Here is a 20,895-nt window from a genome sequence, read left to right on the forward strand (position 1 = left end):
CGCGCGTGCCGTGCCGAGGCCGACTCCCCCTCAGCCTCGTCCATTCCCCGCGCTTCAGACCGCAGCGCCGATAATCGCGCCCAGCCGGTCGCACAGCTCCTGAATCGCCGTATTTTTCAGCCTGTAGCTCACCCGGTTGGCGATCAGCCGGCTCGTCACCTGGAACAGCGTCTCCATCTCCACGAGCCCGTTTTCCTTTAATGTCTGGCCCGTCTCCACCATGTCCACGATCCGGTCGGCCAAGCCGATCAGCGGCGCAAGCTCGATCGAACCGTTCAGCTTGATCACTTCCACCTGCTGTCCCTGCTCGCGAAAATATTGCGAAGCCACGTTCGCATACTTCGTAGCCACGCGGGGATTGATGACCGGCTTCCAATCCGGCAGCCCGATAACCGACATCCGGCACTTGGCGATGCCGAGATCGATCAGCTCGTAGACGTCCTTGTTTTCCTCCATCAGAACGTCCTTGCCCACGATGCCGATATCCGCCACGCCGTATTCCACGTACGTCGGCACGTCGACCGGCTTCGCCATGATGAACTCCATGTTCGCCTCCGGCACCGGAATGATCAGCTTGCGCGAGTCGTCGAAATCCTCCGGAATCGGCAGTCCCGCCTGTCGGAACAGCTTGCTGGCCTGCTTATAGATGCGCCCCTTGGGCATTGCGACCTTTAACGTGCCGTTATCCGTCATGCCAACTCCCCCTTTCCCGCGTCCAGCGAGATCAGCTTGTCGTACGCCTTGCCTTGATGAACCAAGCCAATCAAGCCGCCCCTGCCGAGCTTGCTTTCCATAACCGACACCTGCAGCGCTCTCAGCTCTTCAGCCGATACGAGCGCCGTCACGACGATCTCGCCCTGCTCCCGCAGCTCTCCGGCCTTCACGAGAGCCGCCTGACGCTGCGAGCCCTCATACGCAACGAGCGTCCGCGTGCGCTCCTCGGCGGCGTCTTCCACGACCTCAAGAATCCGCGTCGTCTTGAGCGCAAAGCCCGTCGCGTGAGCGGGACGTCCGAACTGTGCGAGCAGGTTGTCGTACCGTCCTCCGCTGCACACCGGGAAGCCCAGATGCGAGGCGTAGCCCTCGAAGGTCATGCCCGTATAATAGGAGAAATCCCCGATCATCGTCAGATCGATCAGCACGTGCTCCTGGATGCCGTAAGCCTCCAGCACGTCCCACACTTCGCACAGATGCCCGATCGCCGCGCGGGCGCCTTCGTTGGCGCTAAGCTCCAGCGCCTGCGCGCACACTTCCTGTCCGCCGCGCAGCCGCAAAATGTCCTCCAGCTCCCGCTTCCACGAGTCATCCAGCGACAGCCTGCGAATTGCGTCCCGATAGCCGACGTGATCGCGCTGCAGCAAGCACGCCTTCAGCGTCTCCTGCTCGTTCTCCAGCCCCGGCAGCGTCTCCTCGAACAGTCCGTTCAGGAAGCCGACATGGCCCATGGCGATCTTGAACGCGGGCACCCCCGCCGCCTTCAAGGAAGCGACGGCCAGCGCGATCATCTCCGCGTCCGCCTCCGGTGAGGCGTCCCCGACCAGCTCGACGCCGGTCTGATAAAACTCCGAGTCCCTTCCGCCTTCTTCCTCGAACGCCCGGAACACATTGCCGTGATAGCTGAGGCGAATCGGGAACGCCTCGTCCTTCAGCAGCGAACCGACGACGCGCGCGATCGGCGCCGTCATGTCGGACCGCAGCACGATCGACGTGCCGCGCCGGTCCAACAGCTTAAACAGCTTCTGGTCCGACGTCGAGCTGGCCATTCCGACCGTATCGTAATATTCCAGCGCGGGAGTCATGATCTGCTCGTAACCCCACAATTGCATGCACTCCAGCACGCTGCGCTCAATCTTTCTCAGCTTCGCTACCGCATGCGGCAAATAATCTTTAACCCCGGTCGGCTTCTCGAACACCTTCGGTTTCGTCATCCTGCGCACCTTCTTCTTTTATTCCTCTATGAGAGAACGGAGCGGTGCTTAACGCAAGGAACCTTACGCGCCCGCTTCGCCGAAATACTTCATCACATTAAAGTGCTACCATATTACCATACTGCCAAAATAAAGTGATTAGTCGTATATTACCACGCCCCCTTTCCCTCGTCAAGCTTGGGTTCAACTGATCCAGAAAGCAAAAACCGCCCGCTGCCGAGTACGGCAACGAGACGGTATGGGCACGCCGACAACCTACAGCTCCCGCAGAGGATTGCCTCCGACGCGGGCTCCCGGAGCGACGTCCTTATGAACGACCGAACCGGCGGCGACGATCGCATCGTCTCCGATCGTCACGCCGGGCAGGATCGTCACATTAGCTCCGATCATCACGTTGGAGCCGATCCGAATCTCCCCCAGGCGATACTCCTTGATCAAATATTCGTGCGTCAGCAGCGTCGAATTGTAGCCGATGATCGAGTTGTCTCCGACCGTGATCCGCTCGGGGAAGAACACATCCACCATCACCATAAGCGCGAACGCCGTATGCCGCCCGACCTTCATCCCGAGCACGCGCTTGTAAATCCAGTTCTTAACCGGCAGGATCGGACAGTACCGCGCGATCTGGATAAAGACGAAATTGCGCACCGCCTTAAACCGGGACACCGTGCGGTAAACCTGCCACAGCGCGTTCGGGCCTTCTACCGGATACCGCTCCACGTTCCTCAACCTTAAGCACCCTCATTTCCGATTCCGCATAAGGCCAGCAGCTCGTTCATCTCCTTCACGATGTACGAGGCGCCCGAATCGCGCAGCAGCTCTTCGCCTTTCAAGGACCACGCCACGCCGACCGGAACCGCTCCGGCCCGGAGCGCCGATACGATATCGACGGAGCTGTCGCCGACCATCAGCGTCTCCGACGCTTCCGCGCCGAGCGCCGCGACCGCTTTCGCCACGGGCTCCGGATGCGGCTTCGCGTTCTCTACGTCATCCAGCGTCACAATCGCATCCATATAAGAATAAATCTCCAGAAGCTTAAGCGCGCGAATCGTCGTTTCCCTCATCTTCGTCGTCACGATGCCGAGCCGGATGCCCGCGCGATGAAGCCGTTCGATCGTTTCCTTGACCCCGGGGAACAGCGACACCATCTCGTCGTGCTTAAGCAGGTTATACTCCCGATAGGCGCCCACGAGCGTCGCGATGTCGTCTTTTCCGGTAAACTGCTTGATCTGCATGGCCAGCGGCTCGCCCATCGACGGAATGATCTGCTCCCGTCCGAACCCTTCCGGAACGTGGCCGCTTAGCGCATGCATGAAAGATTGGATAATCAGTTCATTCGTATCGATGATCGTCCCGTCGAGATCAAACAGGACGGTCGTGATTTTCCCCGGCCGCTTCCGAACCGTCATCAGCGTCACCGGTGGTCGTGTTTGCGTCATTCTTGCTGCTCTCCGTTTCTGCGCGCGTCTCGGACGCGGTTTTCCCGGTTTTGAAATTCACCAGCGGATCGTTGTACCTTGTCGATACGACTCCCAGCACGCGCCGCACGACGATCAGAACGATGCCGCCTACGACAAGCAGCAGCGCCAGCAGCTGCGAAACCCGGATATTGCCTTCCGCCGGATTCAGATACCCTTGCTCGAATACGGCCGTCATCGGGGACCACAGCGCGTCCAGCAGCGACTTCAGCCACTCCGGCCCCTTAAACGCCAAGCTGTCGGTGCGAAGCGCCTCGATGAAAAAGCGGCCGATGGAATACCAGATAAAATAGGTAAGCAGCAGCTCGCCCGTCTTCAGGAATTTGCGCCGTCTGATGACGAACAGGATAATCAGCCCGACCAGACTCCACAGCGATTCGTACAGGAAGGTCGGGTGATGGAAAATCCCCTGGACGTTCATCTGGTTCACGATAAAATTCGGAAGGTGCAGCGTCTCGCGCAGGAACGATTCCTCGACCTCTCCGCCATATGCCTCCTGATTGACGAAGTTTCCCCACCGTCCGATCATCTGGCCGATGAGCAAGGACGGAGCGCAAATGTCGGCGATTCTCCAGAAGCTGTAGCCTTTCTTCCGTATGTAGAAAAATCCGCCGATAAATGCGCCGATCAACGCGCCGTAGATCGCGATCCCGCCGTTCCAGATCTGGATAATCTCTCCCGGATGATCCCGGTAGTAATCCCACTTGAAGGCCACGTAATAAATCCGCGCCGCGACGATTGACGACGGCACCCCGATCAGCAGCAGATCCAGGAAGAAGTCCGCGTTCAGTCCGAAGCGCTTCCCCTCCTGCACCGCAAGAAGCAGACCGGCCAGCGCCGCGGTTCCCAGAATGATGCCGTACCAATGTACGACCAGGGGGCCAATCGAGAATGCGACCGGATTGAGCAGCATCGTAAACATCGTTATCCTCCACTCGTTTATTCGTAATCGTCCTCGGATATCGCTTCGGTCAGCTTATTCGTGAATTGCAGAGCCGCGTTGTAGCCCATCCGCTTAAGCCGGTAATTCATCGCGGCCACTTCCAGAATAACCGCCAGGTTCCGTCCCGGTCTGACCGGAACGGTGAGCAGTGGCACCTCGGTCTCGATAATCTTCGTCGTTTCCTCGTCCAGTCCCAGACGGTCGTACTGCTTGTCCTGCTGCCAATTTTCCAGACGAACGACAAGGCTGATGCTGGTCTGGTTCTTCACCGCGCCGGCGCCGAACAGCGTCATGACGTTCAGGATGCCCAGCCCGCGGATTTCCAGCAGATGACGGATCAGCTCCGGGGATGTGCCGAACAGATGATTGTCGGCCGTCTGACGAATTTCGACCGCGTCGTCCGCGATCAGGCGATGGCCGCGCTTGACCAGCTCGAGCGCGGTTTCGCTCTTGCCGATGCCGCTGCCGCCCGTAATGAGCATGCCCACGCCGTACACGTCCACGAGAACGCCGTGAATCGTCGCCGACGGCGCCAATCTCTTCTCCAGAAAATTCGTAATCCGACTGAGCAGAATCGTCGTCGCCACGGAGCTCCGCAGCACCGGAAAATGGCGCTCGTTGGCGATTTCCACCAGCTCCGCCGGCGTATCCAGCCCCCGCGTAATGATAAGACAAGGCGTCTCCTCGTGGCACAATCTCTCCATCCGGTCGCGCCGTTCTTCCGAAGTCAACGTTTCCAGGAACGCGAGCTCCGTACGGCCCAGCATCTGCGCCCGTTCAGCCGGATAGTAATTGAAATAACCGGCCATCTCCAAGCCCGGCCGATTTAAGTCATCCGTTACAATGGTGCGTCGCAATCCGTCTTCGCCGGCGACAATTTCGAGGTGAAATTGCTGCACGAGCTCGGATACTCTCACTTTCTTGGCCATCGTACAGCTCCTTTCCTGTTTTCACCTATTTATCGTATCGAAAATAATCGGACAAATCAATTTATACTTTGGCGACAACTGCGTTTCCTATCCCTGCCGGAACAAAAAAACCGTCCAGCCCATGGCTGAACGGTTTCTGTTCTCGATCTATTAGCTCTCGAATACGTTCTGTTCCGTATCCTTGTCGAAAATGTGGACCTTGTTCATGTCGATCGCGAGCTTCACGTTTTGGTTCTCGCGCAGACCGGAACGTCCGTCGACGCGTGCGATGACGTTCTCTTTGCCCAGACCGTTCAGGTACAGGTATTGCTCGTGACCCAGGTTCTCGGCAACTTCGATCGTCGCGTTAACGACCGTGTTCGGGGAAGCTTCGATGAATACCGGCTCTTCGTGCAGGTCTTCCGGACGCACGCCCAGAATGATCTCGCGGCCGATATAGCCTTTAGCGCGCAGCAGCTTCGCTTTGCCTTCCGTAACTTCGACGTTAAAGCCCGTAGCGCGGAAACGTACGGAACCGCCTTCTTCCACCAGTTGGCCCGTGATGAAGTTCATCGCAGGAGCGCCGATGAAGCCGGCAACGAACAGGTTGACCGGGTGGTTGTACAGAACGTCCGGCGTAGCGGCTTGCTGAATGAAGCCGTCTTTCATAACGACGATACGGTCACCCATCGTCATGGCTTCCGTCTGGTCGTGCGTTACGTAGATGCAAGTCGTCTCAAGACGCTTCATCAATTTGGAGATGTTCGCGCGCATTTGCGTACGCAGCTTGGCATCCAAGTTGGAGAGCGGTTCGTCCATCAGGAACACTTGAGGCTCACGAACGATTGCGCGTCCCAAGGCGACACGTTGGCGCTGACCGCCGGAGAGAGCCTTCGGCTTACGGTCGAGCAAGTGCTCGATTTCCAGCGTGCGAGCCGCTTCGCGTACGCGACGGTCGATCTCGTCCTTGCGGAATTTGCGCAGCTTCAGACCGAACGCCATGTTCTGATACACGTTCATATGAGGATAAAGAGCGTAAGATTGGAATACCATCGCGATGTCGCGATCCTTCGGCGCAACGTCGTTCACGACGCGGTCGCCGATGTACAGCTTGCCTTCGGAAATTTCCTCGAGACCCGCGATCATCCGCAGCGTCGTCGATTTGCCGCAGCCGGAAGGACCGACGAGAACGAGAAATTCCTTGTCCTGGATGTCCAGATTGAAGTCGGTAACCGACGCGCTGTCGGAACCCGGATATTTTTTATACACGCTTTCTAAACGAACGCCTGCCATGTACATTTCCCCCTAAACTTCGTTTGAAGGTACACAGATATCTTACCTTAAGGCCGGGCCGGATGACTATGCACAAAGCGTACAAAAAATTCATTTCCTTTTCGTGACTTTGTACAATAGCAATAAAATCCTCACGAGTACCGCGTCGTTGAACGACCGTACGTCAAGCCCCGCTTCGTGTTTGATTTTATCCAGCCGGTACAGCAAAGTATTGCGGTGAATGAACAGCTTTTTCGCGGTTTCGCTCACGTTGCAGTCCATCGAGAAGAACGCGTCCAGCGTGGCGACCGTCTCCGAATCGGTGAACAGGTCGGGCCTTCCCATCATCTCCTCGACGAACCGGAAACGGACCGTTTCGGGTATGCCGCTGAGCAATCTTTCCAGATGAACGAGCCAGGGCAGATGAATCTGCATGCCCACGTGGAACTTGCGTCCGAGAAAAATCGTTTCCCTCAGTGTGGCGACAATGCGCACGACGTTTTCCGAAGGAACGATCGGCTCTCCGACGGCGATATGGCATTCCCCGCCCCATTCGGTCGTAATCAGCTCGTGCAGACCCTGGGCCAGCGATGCAAGCAATTCCTTCGTCTCCTCGTGGCCGATCTCCTCGTCGCCGTCCACATCCGCTTCCGACAGCACGCTGTCGCTCGTGAGCACCAGCCATTCGTGCTCGCGAAGCGGAATCAGCAGAGTGTCGTCCGGAATGTACGTCCGAATCGTCTTCTCCAACTCCCCGTACGACGGCTCCTTGTCCTCCTCCTGCTCGCACGACAGCAGGAAAGGCACCATGCCCTCGAACAGCCGATTGCGCAGCTCCATCCGTTCGGGCACCTCGGCCCGCCATTCTCCGGCGGCCACCGACTGCTGAACCCATTCGCCGAACCGTCTCGCCTGGCGCTCCAGATCCGACGCCGTCGAGACCGGCCGAATGTTTCCCTGGCGGATCGTCCAGCCCAGAAGCCGCTTCTCCAGCGGAGTGAGAGCGGCCGCGATCTCCACGCAATGAAGCTCGGAACCGTTAACCCGCGCGATCATCAGGCAACCCGCGTTCGTCTGAATGGAATCTCCGGCTTCGGGATGCTTCTCCCCGCCCGCCTTCTCCCACTCGGCTCCCGTCAGCACTTTGGCGACAACCGTCGCGTCCAGCAGTCTGCTCAGCTCCTGCAGCTTGGTTTTGTTCATCGTTGAAGCCCCTTGTCAGCGAAAATAGCGATATGCGTCATATGCGTTATTGTACCATATTTGCCGGGGGCGAAGCGCGGATCAGCGCAGGATGAGCAGCACCACGATGGACAGCAGCGAGAATACCGCCGCGATCAAATAGAGGAAGGACACCGTCTGGACTTGCGTAAGCCCCCATTTCATCAGGCTGTGATGCGTATGCAGATTGTCCGCCCGATGCAGGCTCTTGCCCTCGAGCAGCCGCCGCGAAAATACGATCATCGTATCGAGAATCGGCACGCCGAGCGCCAGCAGGGGGACGGTCAACGAGAGCAGCGTCGCTCCTTTGAGCGTGCCGTCCACGGCCGTTACCGCCAGCGTGTATCCCAGGAAGGTCGCCCCGGCGTCGCCCATGAAGATGCGGGCGGGATGGAAGTTGTAGGCGAGGAAAGCCAGACACGCCCCGGAGAGCGCGACGGCTACGAACGCGGTGTCGTTATGCGCGAAAATAAGCGACGCGGCGAACAAGGTCAGGGAAGAGATCGCCGTCACGCCGGAGGCCAGTCCGTCGACTCCGTCGATGAAGTTCAGCATATTGATAAGAGCGAATACCCAGAGCAGGGTGAAAAAGGCGGCCCATCCCGGGGAAAACAGGATCATGGCCGAGCGGGACGGCGCCGATATGCCGGCGATCGTAATGCCGAAAGCGGTCGGAATCAGCGATACGCCCAGGTAAGCGATCAGTCTGGGCCATACCGGAAACTCTTTGCCGTAGGCCTTGAAGGCGTCGTCGACCAGACCGACGGCCACGAGGCATCCTCCGCCCAGCGCCAACGCGCCTAGCAGAGGGCCGCTCCCAAGGAACGCCCAGACGGTAACGATGACCGCTCCGTAGAGGGCCACCCCGCCGCTCAGCGGAATCGGCTGCGAATGCACCTTCCGTTTGGTCGGACGGTCCACGAATCCGATTTTAAGCGCGAACTTCCGGACGACGGGAACCGTCACCAGCACGAGCAGAAACGAAAGGGCAAGCGCGTATAGATAGCTCATCGGGAATCCTCCTGATCGGCCGACCGGCGGTTTCCCTTACTTTTCCCCAATCGCGGCAAAATCACCCTTGCTTCCGGCTCCGCCTACAGATCTCCCTGCCGCCTAAGCGCCATTTCCTGGATTTCGATCGCGCGGCCGATGCCGAGCGAACGCAGCTCCGCAACGCAGTCGTCGAAGCTGTCCGGAGGCTCGACTCCAAGGATGATTCTCAGCGACGTCTCGTCCACCAGCGTCTCGACGTCCTGCATGATCGCCGACAGCTCCGCGTTTTCCTTCTCCGACAAAGAGACGCGCGGCATCCTGTGCTCGGCGGCATCGGTGGCGAACCACAGGTCCATCGCCTGCCGCTGCTCTGGCAAAATGTAGTACTGCTCGATATAGCGGCCGTCCTGCACGAACGCGCCGAAATAGCTCGCTCTCGTGTACATGGCCAATGCCTGGGAGGGAGCAAGCTTGTCCGGGTTGTCCAGGATCAGCTCGGTATAGGTCGGATAGCCGTCGATCATCTCGAAGCTCTGCCCCTCGATGCCAAAGTTGAACAGCAGATGCCCTTGCTCGCCGTAGCCGTAATCCAGCATGCGCACAGCCTGCTCCACGTTCGGGCTGTTCGCCGAGATCGCGACGCCGCCCGTGCCGACGTAGTCGAGGCTTCTTTGCCCGAATTTCGGCCGCTCTCCCTTGTTCAGCACCGGGTAAGGAGCCGGGGCGAGACGGACCTGAGGCTGCTTCTCCTGCATGAACGGCTGCCAGGTGCCTATGCCCGCTCCCGCATTCCATATGCTGGCCCCGCTTCTACCCGTCACCATATTGGCATCCATTGTTTTCGTGTCCACGGTGGCGATATTTCGATCGATCAAGCCGTCGGCGTACCATTGCCGGAACAACGACAGGAACTGTTTGTACCCCGGCTCCAGCGGACCGAACTTCACGCGCCCCTCGTCGAGATAGAATCCTTTCTTGACGCCGAACGCGCCGATGAACGCGCCGCTCTCCAAGCCGAACAGCGGATGGGGAACGCCCAGGAAGGTCAGCGGAGCGGCGGCCCCCTTGCGTTCCTTGAACGCCGTCAGCGTCCGGCTCCAATCCTCGATCGTCTCCGGAATCGGAAGGCCGAGCTCGTCCAGCCAATCCTTGCGCACGATCGGGCCCTGGTACGTCAGCAGTCTGTCGTCGCCGCGAATAAACGGAAAGACGTAATAGCTGCCCGAGCCGGTCTTGATTTGCTTGTCGATCTCCGGATGCTCTCGCAAGTAGCTGCGCAGATTCGGGGCATACTTCTCGATCGCGTCGTTCAGCCGCAAAATATAGCCGTCGGCGATCGCCTTGTCCGGTCCGCCCGGAAACGTATCCCATTCGAACTCAATCATGTCCGGCAGATCCCCGGAGGCGAGCAGCACGTTCAGCGACTCGCGCGCCTGATTCGCGGGCGGTTGAATGAACGTCAGCTCCACTCCGGTCTGGCGCTGCCACTCCCGGAAGAACGGAACCTGCTGGAAGGTCGGAACGATGCTGCCCGCGTTGCCGTTCAGCTCCGCCCAATAAGTCAGCTTCGGGACGGAGCTTGAAGAAGCGCGTTCGGCTTGGGAAGACTCCCGCCCATGGAGCCCGGTCTCCCGGCCCGGCTTCGCCCCGTCCGGCCGCAGGCAGGAGCCGAGCGGCAGCAGCGCGGCTGCGGCAAGCAGCAGAAGCGCCGCGCGGCGTATGACGTATATGCTCATCCCCGTTCCCCCTCGCTGATGTGCGGGAACGCCGTTTCAGCCCATTTCCTTGAACTTGCCCGGCGTTATGCCCTCGTATTTCTTGAATACGCGTATAAAGGTCGCCGCTTCGTTGTAGCCGACCCGCTTCGCGACGTCGGCGATCGAAGTCCCCCTGTCCCGGATCATCCGCTTCGCCCTGTCGATTCTCAGCTTGTTGATGTAGTCCGGCAGCCCTTCCCCGGTCTCGTTCCGGAACAGCTTCGACAGATAGCTGCCCTTCAGCTCGAAGCGCTCCCCGAGGGAGTTGACGCTCAGGCTCGTATCGTCGTAATGCTCCTCGATATGGCGAATGACCTTCGCCGCCAGGTGGCGCAGCGACTCCGCCCGCTCCTGGGAAATGCTCTTCTCCCGCTTCGCGGCGGCGAAGGCGCACACCTCGTCCAGCAGGGCCAGCAGCTCTCCCCTCATCTCCTGAATCGTATCGCAGGCGATGATTTTGTCCATCCATAGCGGATGGCCGCCGAGAATGCTGCTTTCCCCGTCGCCGATTTCGTTGATCGCCTTCACCATCGTGCCGACGAGGTTAAAGATCAGACATTTGGCGAGCGTCAGCGTCACGACCGGCTTGTTGAAGTTTCGCTGCATAATCTCGTCCATCGCCCGAGCGGCCTCGCCGACGTCTCCGGCCTTGATCCAGTTAATAATCTGCTGCTCCAGCTGCAGCGGATAGTAGTAGCCGAACTGCAAATTATCCGCCGGATCGATGCGGATATCGTCGTAGGTAATGATCTCCCGCTTGCCCCGGACCATCTTGTATTCCATCGCGTCGACGGCTTCCCGGTAAGCGTCGGCGATTCCGGCGAACCCTTCGTGAACGCCGCCGATCGAGATCGTCAAATCCAGACGGAACTGCACCAGGAACAGCTGCGCCTCCGTCGCGATCGCGCGCAATTCGTCGCGGAATTCCGCAACCTCGCCCTCGGAGAAATTGACCAGGCAAACCATCATGTCGTCGATCTCCGTCACGTAACCCGCGTGATCGTGGCGTCCGACCAGCTCCTCGACGACGTTCGTAAGGATGAACTGGGCCAGCTTGCGGCGTTCGTCGCCGTCGATGCCCGGCAGCACGGAAGCGAGATTGTCCGCGTTCTCGACGACGAACAGAATCGTCGCGAAGCGCTCGGACAGCTGCTTCATCCCGAAGGACTCGAACGCTTCCTCGTAAGGAACGAGAGAATCCATCCTTCCCTTTAGCAGGCGGTTCAGCATGTTGGAACGGAGGGCGTGCTGATGGAGCTTCAGCTGCAGGGCCATGCGCTCGGTCTCGTTCTTCGTCTGCGAGATGGCTCTGCGGATGAAATTCAGCTCGTTGCCGTCCGCGCGCTCCGCGTGAACGCTCTTGTCGGTTACGGACCGCACCAGCTCTTGAATCGGGGAATAATTCCTCCGGACGAAAAACCAGGTCAGCACCCCCGCGCCGAGCAGACTGATCGCGATGCTGGCGTAGGTGAACTTGCGAACATATTCGGCCTTCTCCCAGAAAATGCGGCTGGGAATGACCAACGCGTACTTCAGATCGGATACGGAGGACGGGATCGACAGCAGCTCGAAGTCTTCGTCGTCCGCCGGGTAACCGCCCGCAAGCTGACGAACGACCTTGTCCTGGACGTCCGCGTCCGCCAGATTGGACATCAGCACCTCGTTAGCCTGGTTCAGGATAAGCACCTGCCCTCCGCTAAAGCCGGAGATGCTCTCGATCGCCTCCTGAAACCGGGACAAATCTGTCATCACGACAACCGTCCCCGTCACCCTGCCGTTCAAATCCTTGGGCAGATGGGTCAAATACGCGATCGACGTTTTCGGATACAGAGCGTCCATGTGCGGCAGCAGCAAAAACCGGTTGCTGGTCGAGGTCCGAATCGTCTCCAGCCATTGTCCGTAGCTGATTTCTCCGGTCGCGTGAATTGTGTTGAAAGCGGTTTCGAGTTCACGGACGTTGCCGGAACGCAGAATCGCTCCCTCCTGCTCCCAGGTCACGTAAAACTCGTCGACCGTAGCGTACGAGGTCTGATACGTCAGCAGGTCCTTCGCAAGCTGGTAAGCGGTGAATTGCGCTTCACCTTGGCTTTTCGTAGAGTACATCAGGCTTTGCAGCTTGGCATTCCACGTAATCTCCATGTTGAGCCGCTTCATCAGATCGATCTGGGTATCGATCGTATAGCGGGCCTGCTTGAGCAGAGAGTCGTTCGCCCGATGAATCTCGCTTCTCAGCGCGTCGCTGGACTGGGTGTAAATGATCAGGCTGATGAGCCAAGGAACGAACAGAACCACGCTGTAGGAGACGATCCATGTAAATACGACGCTTTTGCGTTTCTGCCACAAATATCGAATCTTCAAACGCCTCTCCTCGCATTCGTCTCTGGGGCGATTGATGACTGCCTCCCTTTTTCGTTCTTTTATTATAGCCGCCCGGCTCCCCCCTGGACATACGCAAAAAGTTCAATGCGATTGACGAATTATCCAAGCAAAAACGCCTGCGGCGTCCTTAGGGCGATGAACGCGTTTTTGTCGGAGTCGATTCAGGATAAGCTTAGCGAATTTTTTACTTTCTGAGTCGTTAAGAAACCCGTCCCTCGCGCGAATTCGCGGCTCCGATCCGAGCGGAAGAGGCCGCCCCTTTCGCCTGCGACAGCGAATAAGGACGGCCTCCGGACGGCGCTTGGCGCACCGCCCCCGCTTAACCTTTAAGCGAACCGATCATGACGCCTTTCACGAAATAACGCTGCACGAACGGATACACGAACAGGATCGGCGCGGTCGCGACGACGATTGTCGCGTATTTGATCGTCTCCCCGATCTGAAAGCGGTCTCCGGCATCGGCCCCCGCCGTCATGCTGTCCGTCGAGTTGGAGATCAGGATTTCCCGCAGCACGAGCTGCAGCGGATACAGATCGCGGCTCTTGATGAAGATCGAGGCGTAAAACCAGCCGTTCCATTTGTCGACCGCATAATACAAAATCATCACCGCAATGACCGGCATGGACAGCGGCAAAATAATCCGCAGCAGAATGGTCGCGTGATTCGCCCCGTCGATCTTGGCGGATTCCTCCAGACTGTCCGGAATTCCCATGAACGACGTGCGCATGATGATCAGATTAAAGGTGCCGACCGCGAAAGGGATAATGGTCGACCACAGCGAATCGAGCAATCCGACCCCTTTGACGATCAAATACAGCGGAACCAGCCCGCCGGAGAAAAACATCGTGAATACGATAAAAAACATGATGGCATTGTTCCAGAGCACATTTTTGCGGGACAGCACGTACGCCCCGAGCGCGGTCATGACCAGGTTGACGGCTACGCCGGCGACCACAATGAAGAAGGTATTCCGGTAGCCGATCAGAATGCCCGGATTGCGGATCACGCTCTCGTACGCGCCCAGGTTAAAGCCGAGCGGCCGCCAGAGGAAGCCCTTGTGCGTAATGAACTCCCCCGGCTCGCTGAACGAAGCGAACAGCACGTACACGAGCGGATACAGCGTCGCAAGGACCAGCGCGGACAGCGCGGTATAGACGAAGACGTCGAAGAGCCTGTCGAATATTCCTTTTTCTCGTTTCACGGGCTCACCTCACCATAGACTGCTATTGTTAACCCGGCGGCTGATCCAGTTGGCCGAGATCAACAGCGCGAGATTAATGACGGAATTGAACAATCCGACGGCCGAGCCGTAGCTCCAGCCGAACTCCAGCAGCCCTTTCCGGTAGACGAAGGACGAGATGACGTCCGCGGTCTCGTAGGTTACCGGGTTATAGAGCAGAATGATTTTCTCGAAGCCGACGTTCATCAGATTGCCCATCCGCAGAATCAGCATGATCGCAATCGTCGGCATAATGCCCGGCAGCGTAATGTAGAGCATCTGCTTGAGCCGGCTCGCGCCGTCCATTCGCGCCGCTTCGTATTGCTCCATGTCGACGCTCATGAGCGCCGCGATGTAGATAATCGATTCCCAACCGATCCTCTGCCAAATTTCGGACAGCACATAGATCGGACGGAACAGCTCCGGCCTCTGCAGCATGGCCTGGCCGTCGTAGCCCAGCAGCATGAACAAGCGGTTAATGACGCCGTCCGCGTTCGTAAAATCGGTAATGATCCCGCAGATGACCACAAGCGATATAAAATACGGCATGTACGTAATCGTCTGCGCCGTGCGCTTGAACGCCTTGTTGCGCACCTCGTTGATGAGAAGCGCCAGCAGAATCGGCGCGGGGAACTCGAAGACCAGCGTATACAGGCTGATCAGAATTGTGTTTTTCAGAATCCGCCAGAAGTAATAGCTGTTGAAGAAATCCTCGAAATGCTTCAGCCCGGCCCAGTCGCTGCCCAGAATCCCCTTCATCGGGGAATATTCCTTGAACGCGATCAGGGCGCCGTACATCGGAGCGTAATGGAACACGGCGTAGTACGCCAGCACCGGCACGATCATCAAGTACAAATACTTGTTGGTCGCGAAATCCTTGATGACGCGCCTTCTTCTCGCCGAGTTTCCGGACGGTCTTTCCATCCCAAGCGCGGTCCGCGCGTTTGCCATATCGGGCGACTCTCCCCTCGATTCGGAGGAAGGGAGGGCGGCGGGGCCGCCCTCTCCTTGCATCTGCCGTCTTATCTGTTTTCGTACCGCTCCCAGGCGGCGGTCTGAATCTCGATAGCCCGATCCAGCTTCAGCGACTTCATCTTCTCGACGTAGCCGTCGAATTTGTCCACGGATTCCGTTCCGAGCACAATCTTGAGCGTCATCTCGTCGACCAGCGTATTGATGTCGTTCATGATCGTGGCGTATTCGGAGCTTTCCTCCGGCGTCGGCGTCAAGGACGGCAGCGCGTAATTGGATACGTCCGTATTCTTCCAGACGTCGATCGCGTCGCGCTGCGTCTGCAGGGCGAAGAATTGCTCGGCATACCGTTTATCCTGAATGAACGGACCGTTATAGCTGCCGCGAATGTACATGGACATCGCTTGCGCCGGAGCCAGCTTGTCCGGGTTCTTCATCAGCAGGTCGGTATAGGTCGGATAACCGTCCACCATGTTGTAGCTGACGCCTTCCGTGCCGAAGTTAAAGAACATGCGCCCTTCCTCGCCGTACCCGTAATCGAGCAATTGGACCGCCAGCCCGGGATCCTTCGCGGCCGCCGTTACGGCGACGATGCCTCCGCTGGAATAGGCGTTGTCCTTCTGGCCGAATTTGGGCTTGTCGCCTTTGTTCAGCACCGGATACGGCGCGGCGACGAGAACGGCGTTCGGGCTGTTCTGTTCGACAAGCGGCTGCCATCTGCCGATGCCTCCGCCGGCGTTGCCGACCGACGCGCCCGTCTGTCCGGAAGCCCAGTTGCTGTCGATCGATTTGGCGTCCGCGGTCGCGATGTTTTTGTCGAGCAGCCCTTCCTTGTACCATTGCTGGAACAAAGCCAGATAGTCCTTAAAGCCGCTTTCGGCCGGACCGTATTTAATGACTCCGTTCTCTTGATAGAAGCCGCGGTTGACTCCGAACGCTCCGAGGAACGCTCCGTTGTAGGAATCATTGAAGAAGCGCGGCTTGCTGTTGACCGTGAACGGGGCCGAAGCGCCCTTCTTCTCCTTGAACGCGCGCAGCACGGCCGTCCATTCGTCGATCGTCTCCGGCACCGGCAGGCCGAGCTCGTCGAGCCAGTCCTTGCGGATAATCGGTCCCTGGAACACCCGTAAATACTCGTCTCCGCGAATGAACGGGAATGCGTAATAGCTGCCGTTGTCCGTCTTGACCATTTTGTCGATATCCGGATTGTCCTGCAGGAACTTCTTCAAATTCGGAGCGTACTGGTCGATCAGATCGTTCAGCTTCAAAATATAACCGTCCGCGATCGCCTTCTCCGGACCGCCCGGGAAGTCGCTGAGGAAGTTATATTCGATCATGTCCGGCAGATCGCCGGAGGCGAGCAGAATGTTGAGCGCTTCCTTCGCTTGGCCCGCCGGCGGCGCGATGAAGTTCAGCTTGATCCCCGTTACCTTCTGCCACTCCTGGAAAAAAGGCACTTCGTCGTGCGTGGCTTTGACGCCTACCAGGTTCCCCGTCAACTCTCCCCAATAGCTAAGCGTCTTGTCCGTCTGAAGCGGATACGTCGCCGTCCCTCCTTCTTCTCCCTGCTGGCCTTCCGAAGCTCCCGTCGTCGCGGACGGGCTGTTGGCAGCCGCGGGACTCTCCCCTTGATTTGCGTTGTTGTCTTTGGATGAACAAGCGATCAGCAGCGTGCCGACCATCAGGATGGCAAGAGCAGCCATGAGCAGTCTTTTCATTTCCCAAACCTCCGCCTGTCGAATAGTGAGATGCATCTCGCTTTCAGACTAACGGAGACAAGGCCGAACCCGATATGGGCAAAAACTAAAATCCGATGGCGATTTTCGCGCCGGGGGAATGACGTTTTCTCCAATTCGATGGACAAAATGCGCAACAAAAAACGGACCGAAAGGCAGACTTTCCTTGTCTGCCTTCGATCCGTTTGCCTGGCTTGCGCCTCTGCGCCGCTTCCGGCCGACTTGCCCTATCCGATCCTTGCGCCCTCGAAATTGCCGGGACTTATCCCGGGTTTTGCAAAGCTTCGTCCACGGAAAGCTCGCCGCCGGCAACCCGTCCGATACGATCCGCGAACATTTCCAGCAAATAATGAAACAAAGAGAGAACCTCCAGCAGCTCGTCCGCCGATACGGTTCGGGACGACGGAACCGTGTACACATAGCGGGCGTATACTTCCCCGTCTTCCTTGATGCCGAAGTGCCCGAGCGGAAGCACGCCGTTGACCGCAAGCAGCAAGCTCTCCACCGCCGGCCGCCTGTCCGGCGCGATTTCGCAAGGAACGACCGTATAGAGCTGAAGCAGCCTGATCCATGCGATGTCGCTTTCCGGCAGCGGCACGAAATTCAGGTTGACGATCCGGTCGCGGCCGCGGTCGTCCTTGCCAAGCGGCACCAGCAGCACGTGCAGCGGAATATCCGCGGAACGTTCCAGCAATTCCGAGCGGAAGCCTTCTTTCTCGAGGCCGGCTTGCAATCCTCCGAGCTCCGCCAGGTGCTTCGCGTGCTCCATATCAGATACCATCTGGCCACTCCTCCGTCCGTTTTTCTTATTTTTGTTAGCACCATTAAGCTCTCAACTTGTTAACCCGGTTAATCCCTCGACTTCATCGCTTCCATCAACAGCTCCCGCTGCTTGCCGACTTCGCCGTTCGCCTTGAACAATGCCTTCTTGTCGCATCCGGTTGCTTCAATGAAGTACATGACCCGCTGGAATTGGCCTTTTGCCTCGATCGTATCGTCGCTTTCCGGGAGCTTGGCTACCATGCTCAGGATCAGGTCGGCGTCGTTGGCGCGTTTGGCATGCTTCTTGTCGGAGGACTTCTCCGCGTTGAATACGGAGGACCATGCGCTGTCCGGACCGGATTTTGCCGCCTTGTCGCGACCGTATTGCTTAACTCGGCGGAACAGGCTCAGGCCGGTTTTCGCTCCGCTTGCCGCCGCCTTTAAGCTGATGCCGACCGCCGCGCCGGCGCCGCTTAGCGTCGCGATATCGCCGGCCATGCTGACCATCTCGAGACCGGCTTCGATGCCCGCGCGCGTCATGCGTTTTTGATTGATCGATTTCATTTCCTTGGCGATTTCGTAATGTTCGATATCGTTAAGCTCATCTCGCGCCTGCTTCTTGGCTTCCTCCGTAGCGCTTGTGTTCGAATCGTCCACAATATCCAATAACTCGCGCCGGTAATCGTCGATCTTCGTTTTATCCGTGCCTTTCGATTGGTGAATCGTTTTGCCGAACAACGTGTATGTATTATCTTTGACTATGCCCAAATGCTTATATTTGTCTTGGGAGTATTTCTGTTTGAAATCGGCTTTGATCTCGGTCATCTTCTGCTTGGAGGCGTTCCACTGCATCATGTTAAACACTTTAATTGTAACCTTGATGCCGCTGATTGCAATACCGATCGCCGGAATCGTCTCCGTCAGCTTGCCGACTCCGGACTCCATAACTTCCAATATGGATTTAACGGTTTTGACCGCCGATTGGGCCGACTCCAATCCGTTCTGGAGCGCGCTGAGCCCGCCTTTGACCGCGTCCTCTTTGGCAATTCCGTCCTCCGAAAAGCATTCCTTGAACAAGGAGTAAATATCCTTGACGAGGAAGAATGCGCTCTTGATGGCGGCAAGAGCGTCCCCCACGCTCCCGCCGTAGCCGGACACCGCTTCCGAGGAACCGACGCCCTCCTCGCTTCCTTCCAGCTTGGCGGCGTTGTCGGTGATTTTCGCGGCGCCTGCGAAAGCCTTTTGCACGCTCTCCAGCCCTTCATACAGGGCGCCGGCCGTCTCCGCTTTGCCATCCGCTTCCTTGATCGCCTTCCTCATATTGATCAAGCCGACAAAGCCCGAGCCTATGTCCAGTACCCCGGATGCGACGCTGAGCTTCTGATTTTCCCGGTCGACTTTCGCTTTATCCGCTTTCAGCGACGAGGTGTCCTCCCCGGCTTCTTCCGCCTTCTCCATTCGGTCTTTCAAGCCGTCGGAGATGTCCTGGTAATGATCGGACTGTCCGCCGACGCCGGAATTCGAAATTTCCGACGTATCGTTGGCGTTGTCGAATACGGTCCTCTCCGCTTCATGATCGTCCGCTTGACCGAATGTGCCGTCCTCTTGCGCTTTCTGCACCTTGAGGCGCATCGCCGAAAGCCCGATCCACTGCGGATCGATCGCGCTTGCACCCGGGCCGCCCGTGCCGGGCGCCGTCGGAGTCGGAGCGACCGCCGCCGGTGCGCTTGTCTGCGGCGCAGGCGTCGACGGAGCTGCGGCCGTCGTGGAACTCGTCGACTGGGATGCGGTCGCCGGTGCTATCGCTGTCGGCGCTACGGTTGTCGGGGCTGCCATTGTCTGCGGCGCAGACGCCAATGGGACCGCAGTCGTCGCGTTCGTGGACTGGGCCGCTGCCGGATCGCCGGTTCTTGCGTTAGAATTGCCGAGCATTCGCTGAACCTTGGCGCTGCTTGCCAAATGTTTGGCTATCTGTTGTATGGGCTGATTCCCGTTGGCCGCCGCTCGGCTCGCCATATTCAGCAGCGCCTGATTGCCGATCGTCATCTGCAGCAGACGGAGGCTGTCCAGGCTCTGAGCGTTCAGTGAAAGAGCGCCCGAAGCTGCGCCGGATCGCGAAGAGGAACGTTGTGCTGCTTTTAACGAGGCGCCGCTTGGACTGCCCGCAGCGTGGTCGCGTCCCATAGCATCTCCCCCTTTTAACATAATCGATACCAGAGATACCGGAGGTTGAAACAGGGCTTTGGGCGAGTATTCAGTCCATTATAGGTTGGTCCTGCAGCGATTCCCAGTGAGCATCGTCACGGATTTTGTCATATGACAAATTGAATATTTCTTCCATTTCCAAAAGCTCCATCGGATTTTTCCCGGTAAAATCAAAAAAAGCAAACGCATAAGCGTTTGCTGTCGATTCGAAACTGGTGAGCCATGTAGGACTCGAACCTACGACACCCTGATTAAAAGTCAGGTGCTCTACCAACTGAGCTAATGGCTCGGGTACTGGTGGAGGGTGATGGATTCGAACCACCGAACCCGAAGGAAGAGATTTACAGTCTCCCGCGTTTGGCCACTTCGCTAACCCTCCATGTATAACCCGCCGGTAGAACGCACACCTGATTGGCTTGCTAATACCGGATAAAACAAATGGTGGCTCGAGACGGAATCGAACCGCCGACACGAGGATTTTCAGTCCTCTGCTCTACCAGCTGAGCTATCGAGCCTAATTGGATCAATGTTACGGCATTCCGCTCTGTACTCGGAATTAAAAATGGCGGAGCCGACGGGATTCGAACCCGCGGTCTCCTGCGTGACAGGCAGGCATGTTAGGCCTCTACACCACGGCTCCGCGATACTAGGGGTCCCCGAAAAGTAATCGGAATATGCTGCGAAGGCATTCTTCACTTTTTGGGGTACTTTTATGGTGGAGGCTGAGGGGATCGAACCCCCGACCCTCTGCTTGTAAGGCAGATGCTCTCCCAGCTGAGCTAAGCCTCCATGGGAATAAAGATTTGGTAGCGGCGAAGGGACTTGAACCCCCGACCCTCCGGGTATGAACCGAATGCTCTAGCCAGCTGAGCTACGCCGCCACATCGTTAATTTCGATTCGGCACGATAGCTGAACCGATATGCACTCATCATGCATGCAAGGCTTGCGCCTTGAAAACTGGATGCGAACCCAACTTACGCGAAGAAGAAAGGTGATCTTGCCTTACCAGGCCCACCTGTTAGGATAAGCCCTCGACCGATTAGTACTCGTCAGCTCCACACATTGCTGCGCTTCCACCCCGAGCCTATCTACCTGGTGTTCTTCCAGGGGTCTTACCTACT

16 protein-coding genes, 6 tRNA genes and 1 rRNA gene are annotated in these 20,895 nt (G+C 57.9%); all 23 read right to left on the reverse strand.

The genetic code is table 11. The annotated features are described in order from the left end of the window. Nucleotides 1–54: 54 nt before the first annotated feature. The gene (gene hisG, locus ACFFT4_RS04775) at nt 55–693 is read right to left on the reverse strand and encodes an ATP phosphoribosyltransferase (RefSeq protein WP_378045492.1); all 639 of its coding nucleotides are present in this window, start codon (nt 691–693) and stop codon (nt 55–57) included. Beyond that, on the reverse strand, nt 690–1,928 hold the full coding sequence (locus tag ACFFT4_RS04780) for an ATP phosphoribosyltransferase regulatory subunit (RefSeq protein WP_378045494.1): 1,239 nt from the start codon (nt 1,926–1,928) through the stop codon (nt 690–692). The genes hisG and ACFFT4_RS04780 overlap by 4 nt, the downstream gene beginning before the upstream one ends. Before the next feature lie 255 nt (nt 1,929–2,183). Then, complete coding sequence (locus ACFFT4_RS04785; RefSeq protein ID WP_378045496.1) at nt 2,184–2,657, reverse strand: acyltransferase; 474 nt, start codon at nt 2,655–2,657, stop codon at nt 2,184–2,186. Nucleotides 2,658–2,659: 2 nt separating this feature from the next. Continuing rightward, nucleotides 2,660–3,367 (reverse strand): pyrophosphatase PpaX, encoded by a 708-nt coding sequence (ppaX, locus tag ACFFT4_RS04790; RefSeq protein ID WP_378045498.1) that lies wholly within the window; start codon nt 3,365–3,367, stop codon nt 2,660–2,662. Next, a complete protein-coding gene (gene lgt / locus ACFFT4_RS04795; protein ID WP_378045499.1) occupies nt 3,291–4,328 on the reverse strand; it encodes a prolipoprotein diacylglyceryl transferase in 1,038 nt (345 codons plus the stop codon). Before lgt ends, ppaX begins: the two co-directional genes overlap by 77 nt. 17 nt (nt 4,329–4,345) lie before the next feature. Beyond that, a complete protein-coding gene (hprK, locus tag ACFFT4_RS04800) occupies nt 4,346–5,278 on the reverse strand; it encodes an HPr(Ser) kinase/phosphatase (RefSeq protein WP_378045501.1) in 933 nt (310 codons plus the stop codon). 150 nt (nt 5,279–5,428) lie between these two features. Further along, complete coding sequence (locus ACFFT4_RS04805; protein WP_378045502.1) at nt 5,429–6,550, reverse strand: ABC transporter ATP-binding protein; 1,122 nt, start codon at nt 6,548–6,550, stop codon at nt 5,429–5,431. 90 nt (nt 6,551–6,640) lie between these two features. Continuing rightward, complete coding sequence (locus tag ACFFT4_RS04810; RefSeq protein WP_378045504.1) at nt 6,641–7,732, reverse strand: PucR family transcriptional regulator; 1,092 nt, start codon at nt 7,730–7,732, stop codon at nt 6,641–6,643. Nucleotides 7,733–7,813: 81 nt separating this feature from the next. Then, nucleotides 7,814–8,761, reverse strand: a complete 948-nt coding sequence (locus ACFFT4_RS04815; protein ID WP_378045506.1) for an MraY family glycosyltransferase — start codon at nt 8,759–8,761, stop codon at nt 7,814–7,816. Nucleotides 8,762–8,844: 83 nt separating this feature from the next. Beyond that, nucleotides 8,845–10,479, reverse strand: coding sequence for an extracellular solute-binding protein (locus tag ACFFT4_RS04820; RefSeq protein ID WP_378045507.1), 1,635 nt, complete (start codon nt 10,477–10,479; stop codon nt 8,845–8,847). A 36-nt stretch (nt 10,480–10,515) separates the two neighbouring features. Further along, nucleotides 10,516–12,858 carry a helix-turn-helix domain-containing protein gene (locus ACFFT4_RS04825; RefSeq protein WP_378045508.1) on the reverse strand — a complete coding sequence of 781 codons (2,343 nt, stop codon included), beginning with the start codon at nt 12,856–12,858 and terminating at the stop codon, nt 10,516–10,518. A 340-nt stretch (nt 12,859–13,198) separates the two neighbouring features. Next, nucleotides 13,199–14,080 (reverse strand): carbohydrate ABC transporter permease, encoded by an 882-nt coding sequence (locus ACFFT4_RS04830; RefSeq protein ID WP_378045510.1) that lies wholly within the window; start codon nt 14,078–14,080, stop codon nt 13,199–13,201. A gap of 9 nt (nt 14,081–14,089) precedes the next feature. Then, complete coding sequence (locus tag ACFFT4_RS04835; RefSeq protein ID WP_378045541.1) at nt 14,090–15,022, reverse strand: ABC transporter permease; 933 nt, start codon at nt 15,020–15,022, stop codon at nt 14,090–14,092. Between the two features lie 98 nt (nt 15,023–15,120). Then, on the reverse strand, nt 15,121–16,788 hold the full coding sequence (locus tag ACFFT4_RS04840; protein ID WP_378045512.1) for a type 2 periplasmic-binding domain-containing protein: 1,668 nt from the start codon (nt 16,786–16,788) through the stop codon (nt 15,121–15,123). Between the two features lie 280 nt (nt 16,789–17,068). Next, the gene (locus ACFFT4_RS04845) at nt 17,069–17,587 is read right to left on the reverse strand and encodes a YbjN domain-containing protein (RefSeq protein WP_378045514.1); all 519 of its coding nucleotides are present in this window, start codon (nt 17,585–17,587) and stop codon (nt 17,069–17,071) included. A 68-nt stretch (nt 17,588–17,655) separates the two neighbouring features. Then, complete coding sequence (locus tag ACFFT4_RS04850; protein ID WP_378045516.1) at nt 17,656–19,752, reverse strand: hypothetical protein; 2,097 nt, start codon at nt 19,750–19,752, stop codon at nt 17,656–17,658. Nucleotides 19,753–19,986: 234 nt separating this feature from the next. Next, nucleotides 19,987–20,062 (reverse strand) — tRNA-Lys (locus tag ACFFT4_RS04855). Between the two features lie 6 nt (nt 20,063–20,068). Then, nucleotides 20,069–20,152: transfer RNA gene (locus tag ACFFT4_RS04860), tRNA-Tyr, on the reverse strand. A 60-nt stretch (nt 20,153–20,212) separates the two neighbouring features. Further along, nucleotides 20,213–20,288, reverse strand: a tRNA-Phe gene (locus ACFFT4_RS04865). A gap of 48 nt (nt 20,289–20,336) precedes the next feature. Next, nucleotides 20,337–20,413, reverse strand: a tRNA-Asp gene (locus tag ACFFT4_RS04870). 73 nt (nt 20,414–20,486) lie between these two features. Then, nucleotides 20,487–20,562: transfer RNA gene (locus tag ACFFT4_RS04875), tRNA-Val, on the reverse strand. Between the two features lie 15 nt (nt 20,563–20,577). After that, nucleotides 20,578–20,654, reverse strand: a tRNA-Met gene (locus tag ACFFT4_RS04880). A 139-nt stretch (nt 20,655–20,793) separates the two neighbouring features. Next, nucleotides 20,794–20,895 (reverse strand): 23S ribosomal RNA (locus ACFFT4_RS04885); the annotation flags it as partial.

Source organism: Cohnella cellulosilytica (genome assembly GCF_042431195.1).
In the GTDB taxonomy this organism is placed as follows: Bacteria; Bacillota; Bacilli; order Paenibacillales; family Paenibacillaceae; genus Cohnella; species Cohnella cellulosilytica.

What these genes read in the sequence shown, in the direction of transcription:
- hisG (WP_378045492.1), bottom strand. Translation starts at nt 693, where the DNA reads ATGACGGATAACGGCACGTTAAAGGTCGCAATGCCCAAGGGGCGCATC.
- ACFFT4_RS04780 (WP_378045494.1), bottom strand. Translation starts at nt 1,928, where the DNA reads ATGACGAAACCGAAGGTGTTCGAGAAGCCGACCGGGGTTAAAGATTAT.
- ppaX (WP_378045498.1), bottom strand. Translation starts at nt 3,367, where the DNA reads ATGACGCAAACACGACCACCGGTGACGCTGATGACGGTTCGGAAGCGG.
- lgt (WP_378045499.1), bottom strand. Translation starts at nt 4,328, where the DNA reads ATGTTTACGATGCTGCTCAATCCGGTCGCATTCTCGATTGGCCCCCTG.
- hprK (WP_378045501.1), bottom strand. Translation starts at nt 5,278, where the DNA reads ATGGCCAAGAAAGTGAGAGTATCCGAGCTCGTGCAGCAATTTCACCTC.
- ACFFT4_RS04805 (WP_378045502.1), bottom strand. Translation starts at nt 6,550, where the DNA reads ATGGCAGGCGTTCGTTTAGAAAGCGTGTATAAAAAATATCCGGGTTCC.
- ACFFT4_RS04810 (WP_378045504.1), bottom strand. Translation starts at nt 7,732, where the DNA reads ATGAACAAAACCAAGCTGCAGGAGCTGAGCAGACTGCTGGACGCGACG.
- ACFFT4_RS04815 (WP_378045506.1), bottom strand. Translation starts at nt 8,761, where the DNA reads ATGAGCTATCTATACGCGCTTGCCCTTTCGTTTCTGCTCGTGCTGGTG.
- ACFFT4_RS04820 (WP_378045507.1), bottom strand. Translation starts at nt 10,479, where the DNA reads ATGAGCATATACGTCATACGCCGCGCGGCGCTTCTGCTGCTTGCCGCA.
- ACFFT4_RS04835 (WP_378045541.1), bottom strand. Translation starts at nt 15,022, where the DNA reads ATGGAAAGACCGTCCGGAAACTCGGCGAGAAGAAGGCGCGTCATCAAG.
- ACFFT4_RS04840 (WP_378045512.1), bottom strand. Translation starts at nt 16,788, where the DNA reads ATGAAAAGACTGCTCATGGCTGCTCTTGCCATCCTGATGGTCGGCACG.
- ACFFT4_RS04845 (WP_378045514.1), bottom strand. Translation starts at nt 17,587, where the DNA reads ATGGTATCTGATATGGAGCACGCGAAGCACCTGGCGGAGCTCGGAGGA.
- ACFFT4_RS04850 (WP_378045516.1), bottom strand. Translation starts at nt 19,752, where the DNA reads ATGGGACGCGACCACGCTGCGGGCAGTCCAAGCGGCGCCTCGTTAAAA.